Raw genomic sequence first — 16,574 nt, forward strand, 5'->3', positions numbered from 1 at the left:
TCGGTGGTTCGGCGAATGCCGGAATTATTACTGTCGGCCGGTGAAAATGTCACCGGCCGCCCAGATTGTTCAGGGGCGTAAGGCACGCCCAGCGCGGGCTTGAGCCATCGCGGCCAGTCGCACTGCAACGTTGGCGGCGCCGTACCCCACATAGTCCTTGCGCTGCAGAATTTCGAAGAAGAAACGGTCCTCGAATGGCTCGGTATAAACGTGAAAGAACTCGCCGCCTTGCGCGTCGCGATCGTACAGCACGTTGTAATACGCGAGCTGGCTGAGGAAGTCGTCGTCGAAATCGAACCGTGCCGCCAGATCGTCGTAGTAGTTCATGGGAATTTCCAGCAGCGGGACACCAGCATCCTTGACCCGGCTGACCGCAGCGAAGATGTCATCACAAGCAAAAGCGATGTGGTGCACGCCCGAACCGCGGTAGTGCGACAGGGCATGCGAAATTGCGGTGTTACGGTTCTCCGAGATGTTCAGCGGTAGACGCACGGTTCCACAGCGGCTGCGGATGGCGCGGCTTTTAACCAGGCCGTAAGGGTCAGGCAGCACCACTTCATCGTCCGCTTCGAAATCCAGCACGGTTTTGTAGAACAGCACCCAGCTGTCTAGGCTTTCGGCCGGCAATGCCATCGCCAGGTGGTCGATACGCAGCAGCGGGCCATCCTCGGATACGGGGCTCAACTCGAAATCGGTTTCGTAGATGCTGCCTGTCTCTGGCCCATCATCGACCAGATACAGCAGGCTTCCGTCCGGCGCCCGTACTGCCGGAATTTCACGCTCGTTTGGCCCAACCAGGCCCCGGTATGGCTGGCCGCCATACTGACGCGCGCGCTCGAGCGCCTCGCCGCTGTCGCGCACCTTGAACGCGGTCGCGCAGAGCGATGGACCGTGAGCTTCCAGAAAACCATGGGCGAACGAGTACGGCTCGCTGTTGAGCACCAGGTTGATGTCGCCTTGGCGGAACAGGCTGACGGACTTGCTGCGGTGTCGTCCTGCCTGAGAAAACCCTAACTTCCCGAGCAGCAATGACAAGCGCGCGCCTAGCGGCTCGTCGACGGCGAACTCAAGGAACTCGACACCCTGCATCGGCCCAACGGCGGGCGGATGAAATAAAGGCTGCGTGACGTCCTGGTGTTGGTGATGCAGCAAGTCCGCTGTCTTCTCTTCGAGATAGCGCAACGAGCGCAGCCCGTCGACGGCATTCTGGCGAGGGGGCGCCGCCCGGAAGCCATCATTGAAGACCTCCAGCGAAATCGGGCCCTGATACCCCGCGCGCAGGATCGGCGCGAGAAATCCCGGTAGGTCGAACTCGCCCTGACCCGGAAAGCAGCGAAAATGCCGGCTCCACTCGAGCACGTCCATCGCCAGTAGCGGCGCGTCCGCGAGCTGTACGAAGAAGATCTTTTCGCCTGGAATGTCAGCGATGCCGCTCGGATCATCCTTCAGCGAAAGTGTGTGGAAGCTGTCGAGAAGCACACCTAGATTCGGATGATCCGCCTCGCGCACGATATCCCAGACTTGCCGCCAAGTTTTTACATGGCGGCCCCAGGCGAGCGCCTCATAACCGATCCGTAGATTACGTGCCGCCGCGCGCTCAGCAAGCTGGCGCAAGTCATCGACGAGGATGTCCGTATCGCCGATCGAATCGACGGCGACATTGCTGCACACCAGCACCAGGTCGGTACCCAGCTCCTGCATCAGATCGAATTTGCGCTCAGCCCGGTCAAGATTGCGCCCAAGCCGATCGCGACGGCAGCCCTCGAAGTCACGGAACGGCTGAAACAGCGAGACCTCAAGGCCCAGATCGCGCGTCATACGGCCAACCTCGCGCGGGCTCGCACCGTGGTACAACAGGTCGTTTTCGAAGATCTCAACGCTATCGAATCCCGCCGCCGCTATGGCCTCGAGCTTCTCGGGTAACGTGCCGCTGAGCGAGACGGTGGCAATAGAACGCTTCATGAGGACCTCCTGCTGGCCAGGCCGCCACTGCGACCCGATGGGTTCGGACGTTCGCATGATTATTAGAGCCGCTAAGGGCACAGGCAAGAAAATGTACTAACCAGTTACTTTAATCGGGCGATTATCGGTCAGTTCCATTTCGGGCCAGACGGCTGTCTGTTGATACCAGCGCATCGCCGTTGCCGCCGACATCGACCAGCCGCACCGATTATCTCACCACATCGATCAGCGCTCGGCCGATCACGTCAGCCGATGGCGGCTTAGGAGGCTCTAGCCAACTGGTGCCCCTGCCTCCGAGGCTTTCGTCTGTACTATCCCAGATAGGTGTCAGGCCTCGCTGTTTGTTGATGCGCTCAGGTATTGAGGACTGATACTCCGAGGGATTGGGTAAGAGCCTGCGGCGGTTACCTCTCGCCGGCTAGCTACCATCAAGCGACAGCCTCGTGCCAGGGGCCGAAGGGGTCGGGAAGCCGTTCCCAGGCCTGCACGCCCACGGCCATCTCCTGTTCATCGAGCAGGCAGGCATCCAGTTCGACGCTCAGTCGTTCGAAGTCGATGTTCTGCCCGATGAACACCAGTTCCTGCCGGCAATCGCCGGTCTGGACGTCCCAATGCTTGAGAATTTCCTGCAGACCCTCGTCATCGGTTGGCCATTGTGTCTTGGGGACGAAGCGCCACCAACTTCCGGCCAGGCCATGGCGCATCAGACCGCCGGCCTGGGACCAGCTACCGGCCTCGCGATACTTGCTGGCAAGCCAGAAAAAGCCCTTGGAGCGCAGCAGCTTGCCGTTGCTCCAGTCACGGGTCAGAAATTCGTAGAAACGCTGCGGATGGAATGGCCGACGCGCGCGATACGCGGTCGAAGCGATACCGTATTCCTCGCTTTCCGGCACATGCTCGCCGCGCAGCTTCTTGAGCCAGCCCGGCGCCTGAGCGGCACGCTCGAAATCGAAGCGGCCGGTATCCAGGATCCTGCCCAGCGGCACTTGGCCCATGCTCATCGGCAGGATTTCCGCATGGGTGTTGAGGCCGCGCAGGATAGCGGTCAGCTCTTCACGCTCGGCGCTGGAGATCAGGTCGATCTTGCTGATCAGGATGACGTCGGCGAACTCTACTTGTTCGATCAGCAGGTCGGTAATGGAGCGCTCGTCCTCTTCGCCCAGCGTCTCGCCGCGGCTGGCCAGGCTCTCCGCTTCGTGAAAATCCAGGAGAAAATTGACCCCGTCGACCACCGTGACCATGGTATCCAGGCGCGCCAGGTCGGACAGGCTGCGCCCCTGATCGTCGCGGAAGGTAAAGGTCTCGGCCACCGGCAAGGGTTCGGCGATGCCGGTGGATTCGATCAGCAGGTAGTCGAAACGGCCGTCGCGAGCCAGGCGACTGACTTCCTCCAGCAAATCTTCGCGCAAGGTGCAGCAGATGCAGCCATTGCTCATCTCTACCAGCTTCTCTTCGGCACGGTTGAGGCTTACATCGCGTTGCACTTCGCTGCCGTCGATGTTGATTTCGCTCATGTCGTTGACGATCACCGCGACACGACGGTTCTCGCGATTCTTCAGCACATGGTTGAGGAGTGTGCTCTTGCCGGCACCAAGAAAGCCGGACAGTACGGTGACGGGAAGTCGATCAGTCATGGGGGAAGCCTCAGGTCTCACGTAAATGTTTCTCTTTCTTTTCCTGCCGCTCCTTGGCCTCGATGCACAGCGTCGCAGTAGGTCGCAGCAATAGGCGGCGCAGACCGATCGGCTCGCTGGTTTCCTCACACCAGCCGTATTCGCCGTGGGCCAGGCGCTCGAGCGCCCGGTCAATCTTGTCGAGCAGCTTCTTCTCACGTTCGAGCAGGCGCAGCTGCCACTGACGCTGCTCCTCCGCACTACCGATATCCGCGGGATCGCTGCTCGGCTCGTGATCGCGTAGTTCATCGAACTCGCTCGTGATTCGCTCCTGCAGCTCACGACGCTCGGTCAGCAGCAGTTCGCGAAAGAACGCCTGCTGCTGTTCGCTCATGTATGCGCTGGAGGGTTGCTGAAGTAGTTCCTGCTCAGTCATGGGTGGCACCAATGATCGATTGAGACGACAACATCCATAAATCAAACCGCTCTCTGAAGTTCTTCTTGATAAAGGCGTTTGGCATACCTGCTGGGCTACGGTGGGATCCCATCAGGGGTGTCGCTCAGCCAGATATAGTTATGATATAACATTTAAAGTCATATCAATCACACCCTATTCGAAATGAAGGAGCGGCTTATGAAACCAGGCATCCATCCCGACTATCGTCCCGTCCTGTTCCACGACACGGCGGCGGACGTCTACTTCCTGATTGGCTCGACGGTCGAATCCAGCCGTACGCACCAGCACACCGATGGCAATACCTACCCGTACGTGGCGCTCGACGTGTCCAGCGCATCGCATCCGGTCTACACCGGCCAGCAACGCAAAACGACGTCCGAAGGCCGTATCGCGGGCTTCAACAAGCGCTTCGCAGGATTTACCACGAAGAAGTGATCGCACTTTTCACAACGCCGAGACGATCCGCTCGAATACCCGAGCGGATCGCGCCCTCGCCCCTGATCACAATCATCCAAGCCACGGAAGACGCTTCAATGTCCCGCAAGACCCGCCTCTTTACCGTCCGCACACCCTCCCGACTCGTTACTGCCCTCGCCCTGCTACCCCTGACCGCATTGGGTGCTGAAAAGACGTTGGACCTCGAGCCCACGGTCATCACGGCCACCTCCACGGTGCGCCAGCTGAGCGATGCACCCGCAAGCGTTACAGTCATTACCCGCGAGGAACTGAGCATGCGGCCCGTTCAGGATCTCGAAGATGCCCTGCGTGGCACGCCGGGGCTCCAGTTCACCGGCATTGGCATGACGCGCCGTGGCGTCAGTATTCGAGGGATGGGAAGCGAGCACACCTTGGTGCTGGTGAATGGACAGCGCATCAACACCGCCGCTGGCGCCGTGGCGCATGCTGATTTCGACCTGGGCTGGATGCCGGTGGAGGCGATCGAGCGCATCGAGGTGATACGCGGCCCGATGTCCTCGCTCTACGGTTCCGAGGCGCTCGGGGGTGTGATCAATGTCATTACGCGGCGCGCGACGGACGCATGGCAGGGCGCGGCGCAGATCAACGGCGGCGTACGCGAGGACGGGCGCGGCGGCCAGACACATCAACTTGGGGTCTATGCCGGCGGCCCGCTTGTGCCTGGACTGCTCGGCCTATCCTTGAGCGGCGAGACGCGGCGCCGCCAGGAAACGCCCTTTCACGAGGACGCCTCGCTGTCGGAGATCGAAGGCCGTGACGCACACAGCGGCGACATCACCCTGAGCTGGACGCCAGACACCGCGCAACGCATCGACTTCAGCTATGCAAGCGGCCTTGAGGATCGCTGGCGCAACACTCGCAGTGCTGGACGCGCACCGGTGGAGTACGAGTCCAGCGATCGCATCGAACGTGAGCGATTCTCCCTCGCCCATAGCGGCGATTGGGCGTGGGGCAGCAGCTCGCTGCGCGCCTACCGCAACACACTGGAGCGCACCAACCGCTATACCAACGGCGTGGTCCCCTCCTCGCCACGTCAGGAACTCACCGACGACATCGTCGATGGCAGCCTGACCCTGCCATTTGCCGACATGCACCTGATCACGCTCGGCGGCGAGTGGCGCAAGGAGCAGCTGGAGGACGGCGGTTTTACGACAGGCGATGCCCGAATCATTCACCGTGCGCTGTTTCTGCAAGATGAAGTCGAGTTCAACCCGGCCTGGTCGCTGGTCCTGGGCAATCGCTTCGATCAGCACGAGGAATACGGCTGGCACAACAGCCCGCGTGCCTACCTGGTTCACCATGTCAATGATGCCCTGACGATCAAGGGCGGCGGTGGCCGCGGGTTCAAGGCGCCCTCGCTCAAGCAGCTATCGCCGGGCTATTCGGCCATCGGCGGCGGCGGGATGTTCAGGATCTACGGCAATCCGGATCTCGAACCCGAGATCAACACCATGTACGAAATCAGCGCGGACTATCGGGCAGACGGCTGGTCGCTGAACGCGGGTGTCTTTCAGAACAACGTGCGCGGTCTGATCCAGACGGTCTGCGTATCGAGCTGTGGCGTTCGCGGCCAAGAAGTTCGCAACTACGACAATGTCGACGAGGCGCGCATCAGCGGGCTCGAGCTGGGCGGCGGTGTGGATTTGCCTGCCGACCTGCGCTGGGACCTGAATTACACCTACCTCGACGCCATCGACCGCAGCGCCGACCGGCGCCTGGGTGATCGCGCCCGCCATCTGGCCAATACCCGATTGCAATGGACGCCAAACGCCACGTTTACCGGGCAGCTGCGTGGCGAGTACGTCGGCAGCCAGCTGACCTATTCCAGCAACACGGCCTATGCGGTGCCGGCCTACAGCCTGTGGCATCTGGAGCTGACGCAGCGGATTACCGACGCCCTAAGTATTCGCGGCGGCATCGAAAACCTGACCGACGAAGACTTCAGCGATGCGTCTGACAACTTCACCTTCGCCGAACCGGGCCGTACTTATCACGTCGGCTTGAGCCTGAGTTTCTGACATGCCCAGTTGGATCAGAATCGGCGCGGCGCTAATTGCGCTGGCCGGCTGGGGAGCGGCTGCGTTCGCCAACCCGGTACGGCAAGACATCCAGGTACAGGTGCTGACGACCGACTTCGTCCTGCAAGGCAAGTTCGACCGGCTGGCGGACTGGGCGGACCAATACGGTGTCACGCTCGGCACCTTTCGCGTGTCCTCGGTAGCCGCGCCGCAACACGGCACTGACGCGGACCTGCTGATACTGGACACGCCGCGCCCTGGGGATCTTGCAACAGTCCAGCAGCAGTTCGACGCGCTAATCGCGAAGGGCACGCCTTGGATACGCGTCGGCGGTGGTTCGCCTGCCTTTGGCAACCTGCCCACGCCGGTCGCCAGGCGGTTGATCGGTTATTACGCCAACGGCGGCGAGCATAACTTCAGGGATTTGTTCGCCTACCTTCGAGCCTGGCACGACGACCTTCCCACCGACTCGATTCCTGCCCCTACGGAGCTGGGCAAGGTCGGCTTTTATCACCCCGACGCACCCGCGCCCTTTACAGAACTCGACGAATACCTCTCCTGGGGCGCCGATCGCTGGGCGAAAGATGCGCCGCGTGTCGCCTTCGCCATTCACCGCGGTGCCATCGTCGATAGCCAGTTGCGGTTGATCGACGCGTTGATGAAAAGCAGCGAGTCGCGTGGCCAGGCTCCAATCGCATTCTGGATGGACGACAGGGACCCACAAGCGCTGAGCAAGGTGCTGGTACCCGCACGCAGCGATGTGCTGGTCAACCTTCAGCACATGCAGAACGGTCTGGCACGTCAGGCAGAGTTTCTAGCACTTGGCATCCCGGTGCTGTCCACCCTGACCTGGCGTGAAGGTGATCCTGCGCATTGGCAAGCGTCAGACAGCGGTATCACGGCGCGAACCGCCGCGGCCATGCTGACCATTCCGGAAAGCTGGGGCATGACCGATCCGCTGGTGATCGCCGCCGTCGAAAACGGCGAGCCGACCCCGATCCCCGAGCAAGTCGAGGCACTGCTCGGCAAGGTCGACAGCCTGACCCGGCTGCGTCGGCTTGCACCCGAGGAAAAGTATCTGGCGTTGATGTTCTGGAACCACCCCGACGGCGAAAAGAACGTGGCCGCCTCGAACCTCAACGTGCCACGCAGTCTCGCGCACCTCTCCTCGGCGCTGCAGGAGGCCGGTTATGACGTGCCCGCTACGGATGAGGAAAGGTTGATCGAAACGGCGCAGCGCCTGCTTAGCGGCTACTACCGGCCGCAGACGCTCGATGCTTTGCTAGCAGAGGGCCTTGCCGTGACGTTACAGCTATCGGATTACCAGCGTTGGCTCGCGGATCAGCCGGCATTCAGACGCAAGGCATTACTCGAGCGATGGGGCGATCCGGCTGACCATTGGGCGCTACGTGAAGTAGACGGCAAGCCTCATTTCATCATTCCTGCCGCGCGCCTCGGCAAGCTGTTGCTGCTGCCGCAACCGCCGCGCGCCGGCCGCCCCGGCGAGGCCTATCACGACAGCAAGGTCGCGCCGGATCATCTCTACCTGGCCGCCTATCAAGCGCTGCGAGAGGACTTTAAAGCCGATGCGCTGATTCACTTCGGCACGCACGGCACGCAGGAATGGCTACCCGGTAAAGATCGCGGTCTGGCCGCGAGCGACTACCCCTTCCTTGCGCTGGGCGATATGCCGGTGTTCTACCCCTACATTCAGGACAACATCGGCGAAGCCATACAGGCGCGCCGTCGCGGTCGCGCGGTCATCGTCAGTCACCAGACACCGCCCTTCGCGCCCGCCGGGCTCTATGACGAGCTGCGCGACGTGCATGCGCTGATCCACGAATACCAGCAGCTCGACGAAGGCGCGGTGCGTGAAAACACGGCCGAACGTATTCGTCGGTTGGCCTTGCAAAGCAAGCTGCTGGAAGACCTTGGCTGGGACGAAGCGCGCATGCGCGCCAATACCGGAGACTTCCTGCTGGCGTTGCATGATTACCTGCACGAGATGGCCCAGGCGAACCTGCCGCTCGGCCTGCACACCTTCGGCGAGCCTGCATCCGCCGAACACCGTCTGGCCACCGTGCTGCAACAGCTGGGCGAGCCCTACCTGCGTGCGCTGGAGCTGACCGACGACGAGCCGATGGCCGAGGATTTCGCCGGGCTACAGGCCAGCCTTCCCTACCGCACGCTGCAGCGTTATTTGCGCGACGGTGAAAGCCTTGACTCGATTACCGATACCGAACTGCGCGAGCAGATCGAACGCGCACGCGTGTTGGACGCCCGGCTGACCGACACGGGGGAAATGGAAGCGCTGCTGACCGGTCTTGCCGGCGGCTTCGTCGCACCCGGCCCCGGCGGCGACCCGGTGCGCAATCCGGACGTGCCAAGCGGTCGCAACCTCTACGCCTTCGAGGCCGACAAGTTGCCGACCCGAGCGGCCTATGAGGCAGGCGGCAAGGCGCTGGAGCAACTGCTCGCGAGCTACCGTGATGAGCACGAAGGCGCATTGCCGACGAAGCTCGCCTTCAGCCTATGGTCATCCGAAGCCATGCGCCACCTTGGCATCCTCGAAAGCCAGGTCCTGCACGCACTGGGCGTGCGCCCGGTATGGGATGAGGGAGGACGGATTCGTACCCTGGAAATCATCCCGGCAGCAGAACTTGGCAGAGCACGCATCGATGTCGTGGTCCAGGTCACCAGCGTCTACCGCGATCAGTTCGACGGCTTCATGCGGCAATTGGCCGATGTGATGGAGCGGCTCGCCGTGCTGGATGAGCCGGGCAATACGTTGGCCAGCAACAGCCGACGGCTGGCCCAGCGGCTACAGGATCAAGGAGTCGATGCCGATCGCGCCGAGCGCTTGTCGCACTTGCGTCTGTTCGGTAACGAGCCCGGCGATTATGGCACCGGTGTTTCCCAGCTGACGATGGACTCGACACGCTGGGAGAACGATTCGGCCCTCGCCGAGCAGTTCCTCTCGCGGTTGCAATATGGCTACGGCACCGGCAGCTGGGGAGAAAAGATCGAAGGCCAGAACCTGTTCGCCGAGCAGCTCAAGGGCGTTCAGGCTGCGATCATGGCCCGCTCCAGCGAGCTCAACGGCGTGCTGTCGACCGACCATCCATTCGAGTTTCTGGGGGGGCTTTCCCTGGCGGTCCGCCATCTCGACGGTGCCAGTCCATCACTCTACATATCGGACCTACGCAAGGCCGAGCCCCGCACGACGGGCGCGGCGAGCTATCTTGCCAGGGAACTGCGCAGCCGCTACCTGAACCCGCAATGGATCAGCGCGATGCAGCAGGAAGGCTACGCCGGCACGCTAGAGGTGTTGAACGTCGCCAACAACCTCTGGGGCTGGCAAGCCGCCGATCGCAGCATGGTTCGCGCCGACCAATGGCAGGCCCTGCATGACACCTTCGTAATGGATCAGCGCGAGCTCGGCCTCGATCAATGGTTCGAGGCGCACAACCCCACGGCCCAGGCCCAGCTGATCGAACGCCTGGCCGAAGCGATCCGCAAGGGCTACTGGGATGCCTCCGATCAAACCCGCCGCGAACTGGCCGAACGTTGGCAGGCGCTCACTACCGAACATGGCGCCGATGCCGGCGAGCCGATCACCCGAGACTTCATCGAACCGATGGCCGCCGGCTACGGCCTCGCGCCAGAAGCCGCCCCAACTGCCGCAACGCCCGCTTCTTCAAGCAACGCGGGCGCGGGCGAGACGGTGCGCGGCCAGGTGATGCAGGAAGTGGCTGGGCAACCGAACGAAGCGCCGAGCCCATGGCGGCTTCTGCTCGGCATCGCCGCGTTGGCGTCGTGCCTGGTACTTGGCGCCCTACTCCAAGCGCTCGCCAACCATCGCGTCGAGCCGGTTTTAAACCCTCAATGAACCGAAATCCATGAACGCACTTGAAACCAGTCTCTACGAACTGACACGTATTTTTCTCGTACCCGTCCTGCTATTGATCCTGGCCGCGCTGGCCTATGCCTTTCTGGCATTGGGCAGCTTCGCCATGGAGGCCTGGCAACGCCGTAACGGCCGTTACCGCTCCGTCCTCGCGGCGCACCAAGCGGCAAACGGTGGCACTAGCGATGACCTCGAACTCTGGATCATGCAACGCCTGGAATGGCTGCGCGTGACCTCGCGGAGCGCGCCGATGCTTGGGCTGGTCGCGACCATGATCCCTATGGGCCCAGCCCTGCTGGCATTGACCCAGAGCGATGCAAAAGGCATCGGCGAGAACCTGGTGGTCGCCTTCTCCTCGGTGATCCTTGCGCTCATCGCAGCGAGCATCACCTTCTTCGTTCTCACCGTTCGGCGCCGCTGGCTGTTGCAGGAGCTGCGGGTAATCGAACGCGCCGGGGTACAGCACCGATGAGATTTCTCGACCATGACGAGGACGATGACCCGCTGCTCTCGGTCGTCAACCTGATCGACCTGTTCCTGGTGGTGATCGGCATTCTGCTCATCGTCATCGTGCAGAACCCGCTCAATCCATTCAGCCAGGAGAAGATTGTGGTTATCGAAAATCCGGGCGACGCGAACATGCGCATGCTGATCAAGGACGGCCAGGAGCTGAAGCAATATGAGTCGAATGGGGAAATCGGCGAGGGCCAGGGCGCCAAGGCTGGAATCACCTATCGCCTGAACGACGGAAGGATGATTTATGTGCCCGAGGAGAATGCATTGGTTAAGTGATTTCTAACCGTGATTTAGGCAAAAGAAGACAGCCAAATCCTTTTGAGTCACATCGGTATCGTGCCGACAGCCTACCGGGTAGTCGAACCTTACGCGGGGCCAGGTCGAAAATTTGGCGAACAGCCATTCCAAACGACCTTGTTATATTATAACTTTTGCGCCCCGCTTTATATCCAGGACGCGCTTACATGACTAACGCCGCCGCCACGATGCCCGCAGCCGGCACGCTTTCATCCCTTCATGCCAAGACGCAGGTACGCACGCGGATGCTTGCGATCGATGCATTGCGCGGGCTGGTCATGCTGTTCATGCTCGTCGACCACGTGCGGGAGACCTTTTTCCTGCACGTTCAGGTAGGCGACCCCATGGATCCGGTCAACACGCCACCTGAGCTGTTCTTCACGCGTATCAGCAGCATGGTCTGCGCACCGGTCTTTGTATTCCTGACCGGTCTTTCCGCATGGTTGTACGGGCAATCCCACAGCCGCAGCGAAGTGTCGACGTTCCTGCTCAAGCGGGGCGTATTTCTCGTGTTCCTCGAACTGACCCTGGTGAACTTCGCCTGGAACGCGACCTTCGTACCGCCGACCCTGTGGTTGCAGGTCATCTGGGCAATCGGCTTGAGCATGATCGTACTGTCCGCACTTATCCACATGCCGCGTGCGGCGCTGGCGGTGCTGGGCCTGGTGATCGTAGCCGGCCACAACCTGCTCGATGGCATCGTGCTCACAGCGGATTCGCCATTTTTCGAGATCTGGTCGATCCTGCACCAGCGTTCCTTTATCGAAATCACCGAGCACACGCGTGCACGGACCACTTACCCCATCCTGCCCTGGATCGGTCTCATCGCGCTTGGCTACTGCGCCGGTCCCTGGTTTGCCCGCGATGCCGATCCGGCGCAGCGTGCCCGCCGCCTGTTGATGTGGGGTATCGGTTTGCTCGCGGGTTTCGTCCTGATCCGCTACCTGAACGTTTATGGCGACAAGCCCTGGAGCGCCATGGAAAACGGCGTGCGCACCTTCATGAGCTTCATGTCGCTTACCAAATACCCGCCTTCCCTGATGTTCCTGATGCCAACCATCGGCGTCGGCTTTCTGCTGCTCGCCTGGTTTCAGCAACTCGAAGGGCGTCCCGTGCTGAAGGTGCTTTCGCTGTATGGCGGCGCGCCGATGTTCTTCTACGTCCTGCACCTGCTGGTACTCAAGGCGCTTTACCTGATCGCTGTGCAGATCTGGGGCCTGAATCAAGGCAACTACTACGGCTTCGATAGCCTCGCCGGTATCTGGCTATGGGCTGTGATGCTGTCGGCAGCACTTTATTTTCCGACCCGCTGGTTCGCGCAACTCAAGCAGCGCCGTCGCGATATCGCCTGGCTGAAGTACTTCTAAGACCTCGATGATGAACAGACAATTCGGCTGTTGGATGCAAGGACTGTCGGTCGCCTGCCTGCCACTGATGGCGTGTGCAGGAGCACAGGAACAGGCAACGGGCTTCGTTGAGGACAGCTCATGGAACCTGCTAAACCGTACCGTCTACGACCGGCGTGATTACCGCCACGGTGGGCTCAACGGGGCCGCGCGCAATGCAGCTAAACCGCGCGGCGAGCGCAGTGACCTGGCGGAGGAATGGGGCTACGGGCTGATGGGCAGCTACGCCTCTGGGTTCACCCAAGGCACGGTCGGCTTCGGCCTCGATGCCCACGCCTATCTGGGGGTAAAGCTGGACAGCGGTGGGGGTCGCGCTGGAAAAGCTCGCCTGCTTTCGGTGGATGACGAGGGGCATCCCAAGGATGACTATGGGCGCGCTGGTGCAGCGGCGAAGCTGCGTCTGTCATCCACAGTGCTGAAATACGGCGAGCAGCGGGTGAAGACGCCCGTCTTCGGTTCGTCCGACAGCCGCCTATTGCCCGAAACCGCAACAGGCTGGTCGGTGACCAGCCAGGAATGGAGTGACCTGACCTTCAACGGCGGTCATTTCACCGAAAGTGCCGACCGCAATGCCAGCAGCCACGAGCGTGGGTTCGTCGTGAACTACTCCAACGGGAGACAGGGCGACTCGTTCGACTTCCTGGGCGGCAGCTATGACGGCATGGAGCGCCTCGACCTGGTCCTTTACAGCGCACAATACGACGAAACCTGGCGGCAGCATTACCTGGGCGGTGTGTACGCATGGCCGATCGATGACGAACAGGCGTTGTCCTTTAACCTGAATCTCTACCGCACACAGGACACCGGCGAAGCACGCTCGGGCGCTATCGACAACACGACCTGGAGCCTGATGAGTACTTACTTGCACGGTGCCCATCGCTTTTCGTTGGGCTACCAGAAGGTGCATGGAGATACGCCGTTCGATTACGTCACCCGCGGTGCCATCTACCTCACTAACGCGGTGGCGCTGTCTGACTTCAACGGGCCGAATGAAGCCTCATGGCAACTACGCTATGACCTGGCGATGGCCGCATACGGCATCCCCGGCTTGAGTTTCAGCGCAGCATATATTCGCGGCAGTGGCATCGACGGTAGCGATGTGGACCCCAGCGGTGGCTATGCCTATTTGGGCTATGGCCGTAACGGACGGCACTGGGAGCGTGACCTGGAAGCCCGTTACGTCGTACAAAACGGGGCCGCTCAAGGGATGACCTTCAGCGCCCGTTATGCAGTGCATCGGGGCAACACCGATCAGGCGGAATTGGACGCCGACCAGATTCGCTTGGCGGTCGAGTATCCAATCCAAGGAACGTTCTAGTCCGCAGCGCGGTGAGAGGCTACCGGTCTATCCGAATGCAGACCGCACGGCGGCTCGGCACCGTGAAGAAGCACTATGGCCGGATGCCAACCGACACGAAAAGTATGGATGCGATCGTCTCTTAGATGATGGAGTCAGATCGATATAGGCGGCTTCGGCGGTCTGGAATCTGCTTTTTGTCCAAAACCAGACTCAGAAAAAGAAGAAGCCCCGCTACACGCTAAGCGCGGCGGGGCTTTCAGGTCTTTCAATAATGGCGGAGAGATAGGGATTTGAACCCTAGGAACAGTTGCCTGTTCAACGGATTTCGAATCCGTCCCGTTCGGCCACTCCGGCATCTCTCCAGCGGCGCGCATCATAGCAGTTCGCAAGCGATTGTCGAACCCCAGGTAGGTGTTTTTTCGCTCGATATTCAGGGTGTTGCGCTAAACCCCCAACGCTTTTGTCATGGCTGAAGCCGCCATTCCGCGCCAGTCAAAAGCTGTAATCAGGTCGTCAACCGAGTCAGGGCTTCGCGATATTTGTCTGCAGTCTTCTGGGCGACATCAGCCGGCACCGGAGGCGCTGGCGGCTCCTTGTTCCAGCCGGTGGACTCCAGCCAGTCGCGAACGAACTGCTTGTCGAAGCTTGGCGGATTGCTGCCTTCCCGGTAGCTATCGGCAGGCCAGAAGCGGCTGGAGTCGGGCGTCAGCACTTCGTCCATGAGCGTCAGACTGCCGTTTTCATCGAGACCGAACTCGAACTTGGTATCGGCGATGATGATTCCACGGGTTGCGGCGTATTCGACGGCTGCCGAGTACAGCGCAATGGAGATATCCCGCACTTGGGCCGCCAACTCCTTGCCAATGATGGCCTCACACTGCTCGAAGGAAATGTTCTCGTCGTGATCGCCGACGGCGGCTTTGGTCGATGGCGTGAAGATCGGCTGCGGCAGTTTGGCTGCTTCCTTCAAGCCGGCCGGCAACTGGATGCCGCAAACGGTTCCGTTTTTCTGGTATTCCTTCCAGCCGGAACCGACGATATAGCCACGCACAATGGCTTCTACCGCAACCGGCTTCAAGCGCTTGGCGACCACCGCCCGCCCCTCTACCAACGGCAGCTCTTGCGCCAAGACCACGTCCTCGACCTTGTCACCAGTGAAGTGATTGGGTACAAGAGCGGAAAGCTTCTCGAACCAGAAATTCGAAATCGCCGTGAGGATCTTGCCCTTCTCAGGTATTGGCTCGGCGAGAATCACATCGAATGCTGAGAGCCGGTCCGTAGCGACCATGAGCATGCGCTTGTCGTCGATTTCGTACAGATCACGAACCTTCCCGGAATAGATTTTCTTCAGGCTGAGGGCATTGGGAGTAGGCATTTCGATTCTCGCGGTTCCGAACCTTCGTTACGTTGCGCGGGACGGCAGTGTAACGGCAGGCCTGTCATCAAACGAAACAGGCGAAACCGAGAGGGTTTCGCCTGGCTTGGCTGGAGTGGGCTGAGCGATATCTCAGTCCAGGCTGTCCTTGAGCATGTTCAGCACGCGCCGTGCGACGTCGGCTGGCGCGACGGTGTCGAGGTTCTTGTCGAGCGTCACCTGAATGTTGCCGGCCACATCGCTCACACGGACCTGATAACGCTCCGCACGCGCCTCGATCTCTTCACGGTCGGGCGCCCCGCCGAACAAGCGGGAGAAGAAGCCTGGCTCGTCGTCCGGATTTTCCGCGCCTTCCGACAGGTTGATGTAGTAGACACCGAGGCTCCGATCCAAATCCTCGACGAGGATGTCACTTGCGGCCAGTGCTCGGCCCACACTTGACCAGGCACGGTTGAAGTCAGTATCAAGTTGTAGCACCGGAGTGCCGCTGCCCGCTTCGATGAGCGTCACTCGGCTGGGCGCGTCGAATTCGCGCTCTGCAAGCAGAGAGGCTGAACCGCCCTGCGCTGCGCTGCTGTTTAGACCGACCTGCAGTTCGTCGAGCAGTACCCGATCGAGTTCGGCATTGACTGGGGCATCAGGCCAGGCCACGTCAGCATTGCTGTCTGCGGGACGCTGAACGCTGAGCAGCTGGATCTCGCTCGTGTTGCGTTGCACACCCGGTTCGATACGAACCCGGATGCGGGTTTCTCCGTCGCCCAGCCCAAGGTTGCGCACCAGCGCTGGGGCCAGCTGATCACGCGTCTGCCAGGCCGTAATGAGCTCTCCCGTTTGCGGGCGCTCTTCGGCAATCTGAAAGCCATTGTCTGTGAAGAACTGTCGCGTCGCAGTCCAGACTTGCGACGGCTCACGCATCGCGACTAGCCAGCGCGCATCTTCTGACGTCTGCAGGCTGAACTCGCTGGCTTCTTCGGCGACCAGCAACCGTTGCGGGCGCGGCACCTCGTATTCGCCTGTCGCACGGGTATCGGGGACCTGCTGGGGGATTGGTAGCAAGGGCTCGATCGGGCGCAACTCACTATCGGCTGGGACCTGCATCGGCGGAACCTGATGGGCCTGGAGATAGTCGCTACCACGGTCACGGAAATATCCGTCTTCTCCCCACAGCCAGCCACAACCGCTGGTTCCAGAGATGATCAGGGCTAGGGTCGAGAGGCCGGCCAGTCGCTTCATGCATGTTCCTTCA

Annotated in this window: 12 protein-coding genes and 1 tRNA gene; 7 read left to right on the top strand and 6 right to left on the bottom strand. The window is 61.1% G+C overall.

Annotated elements, in window-relative coordinates; translation table 11 throughout:
- Positions 1–69: 69 nt before the first annotated feature.
- The 3 genes from quiC to dksA all read right to left on the bottom strand — a co-directional run bounded on the left by quiC (position 70) and on the right by dksA (position 4,011).
- Complete coding sequence (gene quiC / locus NA645_RS00525) at positions 70–1,962, bottom strand: 3-dehydroshikimate dehydratase QuiC (RefSeq protein ID WP_256047012.1); 1,893 nt, start codon at positions 1,960–1,962, stop codon at positions 70–72.
- Positions 1,963–2,390: 428 nt separating this feature from the next.
- Complete coding sequence (gene zigA / locus NA645_RS00530; RefSeq protein WP_256047013.1) at positions 2,391–3,596, bottom strand: zinc metallochaperone GTPase ZigA; 1,206 nt, start codon at positions 3,594–3,596, stop codon at positions 2,391–2,393.
- A gap of 10 nt (positions 3,597–3,606) precedes the next feature.
- Complete coding sequence (gene dksA, locus NA645_RS00535; protein WP_256047014.1) at positions 3,607–4,011, bottom strand: RNA polymerase-binding protein DksA; 405 nt, start codon at positions 4,009–4,011, stop codon at positions 3,607–3,609.
- Positions 4,012–4,209: 198 nt separating this feature from the next.
- Between dksA and NA645_RS00540 the strand changes: the two genes are divergently transcribed.
- The 7 genes from NA645_RS00540 (at position 4,210) to NA645_RS00570 (ending at position 13,971) form a co-directional block, all read left to right on the top strand.
- Complete coding sequence (locus tag NA645_RS00540) at positions 4,210–4,467, top strand: type B 50S ribosomal protein L31 (RefSeq protein ID WP_256047015.1); 258 nt, start codon at positions 4,210–4,212, stop codon at positions 4,465–4,467.
- 98 nt (positions 4,468–4,565) lie between these two features.
- Positions 4,566–6,527 carry a TonB-dependent receptor domain-containing protein gene (locus NA645_RS00545; protein ID WP_256047016.1) on the top strand — a complete coding sequence of 654 codons (1,962 nt, stop codon included), beginning with the start codon at positions 4,566–4,568 and terminating at the stop codon, positions 6,525–6,527.
- 1 nt (position 6,528) lies between these two features.
- On the top strand, positions 6,529–10,416 hold the full coding sequence (gene cobN / locus NA645_RS00550; protein WP_256047017.1) for a cobaltochelatase subunit CobN: 3,888 nt from the start codon (positions 6,529–6,531) through the stop codon (positions 10,414–10,416).
- A 10-nt stretch (positions 10,417–10,426) separates the two neighbouring features.
- Entirely contained in the window at positions 10,427–10,906 is a 480-nt protein-coding gene (locus tag NA645_RS00555) for a MotA/TolQ/ExbB proton channel family protein (protein ID WP_256047018.1), read from the top strand.
- Positions 10,903–11,226 carry a DUF2149 domain-containing protein gene (locus NA645_RS00560; RefSeq protein ID WP_256047019.1) on the top strand — a complete coding sequence of 108 codons (324 nt, stop codon included), beginning with the start codon at positions 10,903–10,905 and terminating at the stop codon, positions 11,224–11,226. Before NA645_RS00555 ends, NA645_RS00560 begins: the two co-directional genes overlap by 4 nt.
- A 209-nt stretch (positions 11,227–11,435) precedes the next feature.
- A complete protein-coding gene (locus NA645_RS00565) occupies positions 11,436–12,614 on the top strand; it encodes a DUF1624 domain-containing protein (protein ID WP_423836551.1) in 1,179 nt (392 codons plus the stop codon).
- A gap of 10 nt (positions 12,615–12,624) precedes the next feature.
- Positions 12,625–13,971 (top strand): OprD family porin, encoded by a 1,347-nt coding sequence (locus NA645_RS00570; RefSeq protein ID WP_423836546.1) that lies wholly within the window; start codon positions 12,625–12,627, stop codon positions 13,969–13,971.
- A 254-nt stretch (positions 13,972–14,225) separates the two neighbouring features.
- Here the strand turns inward: NA645_RS00570 and NA645_RS00575 are convergent.
- From NA645_RS00575 to bamC, 3 genes are all read right to left on the bottom strand, one after another.
- Positions 14,226–14,315 (bottom strand) — tRNA-Ser (locus NA645_RS00575).
- 143 nt (positions 14,316–14,458) lie between these two features.
- Positions 14,459–15,328 carry a phosphoribosylaminoimidazolesuccinocarboxamide synthase gene (locus NA645_RS00580; protein ID WP_256047020.1) on the bottom strand — a complete coding sequence of 290 codons (870 nt, stop codon included), beginning with the start codon at positions 15,326–15,328 and terminating at the stop codon, positions 14,459–14,461.
- A gap of 132 nt (positions 15,329–15,460) precedes the next feature.
- Positions 15,461–16,561 carry an outer membrane protein assembly factor BamC gene (gene bamC, locus NA645_RS00585; RefSeq protein WP_256047021.1) on the bottom strand — a complete coding sequence of 367 codons (1,101 nt, stop codon included), beginning with the start codon at positions 16,559–16,561 and terminating at the stop codon, positions 15,461–15,463.
- Between the last annotated feature and the right edge of the window lie 13 nt (positions 16,562–16,574).

Source organism: Stutzerimonas stutzeri, assembly GCF_024448955.1.
In the GTDB taxonomy this organism is placed as follows: domain Bacteria; phylum Pseudomonadota; class Gammaproteobacteria; order Pseudomonadales; family Pseudomonadaceae; genus Stutzerimonas; species Stutzerimonas stutzeri_AQ.

Coding starts and splice junctions, on each gene's coding strand:
- dksA (WP_256047014.1), bottom strand. CDS start 4,011: ATGACTGAGCAGGAACTACTTCAGCAACCCTCCAGCGCATACATGAGC.
- cobN (WP_256047017.1), top strand. CDS start 6,529: ATGCCCAGTTGGATCAGAATCGGCGCGGCGCTAATTGCGCTGGCCGGC.
- NA645_RS00555 (WP_256047018.1), top strand. CDS start 10,427: ATGAACGCACTTGAAACCAGTCTCTACGAACTGACACGTATTTTTCTC.
- NA645_RS00560 (WP_256047019.1), top strand. CDS start 10,903: ATGAGATTTCTCGACCATGACGAGGACGATGACCCGCTGCTCTCGGTC.
- NA645_RS00580 (WP_256047020.1), bottom strand. CDS start 15,328: ATGCCTACTCCCAATGCCCTCAGCCTGAAGAAAATCTATTCCGGGAAG.
- bamC (WP_256047021.1), bottom strand. CDS start 16,561: ATGAAGCGACTGGCCGGCCTCTCGACCCTAGCCCTGATCATCTCTGGA.
- quiC (WP_256047012.1), bottom strand. CDS start 1,962: ATGAAGCGTTCTATTGCCACCGTCTCGCTCAGCGGCACGTTACCCGAG.
- NA645_RS00570 (WP_423836546.1), top strand. CDS start 12,625: ATGAACAGACAATTCGGCTGTTGGATGCAAGGACTGTCGGTCGCCTGC.
- NA645_RS00545 (WP_256047016.1), top strand. CDS start 4,566: ATGTCCCGCAAGACCCGCCTCTTTACCGTCCGCACACCCTCCCGACTC.
- zigA (WP_256047013.1), bottom strand. CDS start 3,596: ATGACTGATCGACTTCCCGTCACCGTACTGTCCGGCTTTCTTGGTGCC.
- NA645_RS00540 (WP_256047015.1), top strand. CDS start 4,210: ATGAAACCAGGCATCCATCCCGACTATCGTCCCGTCCTGTTCCACGAC.
- NA645_RS00565 (WP_423836551.1), top strand. CDS start 11,436: ATGCCCGCAGCCGGCACGCTTTCATCCCTTCATGCCAAGACGCAGGTA.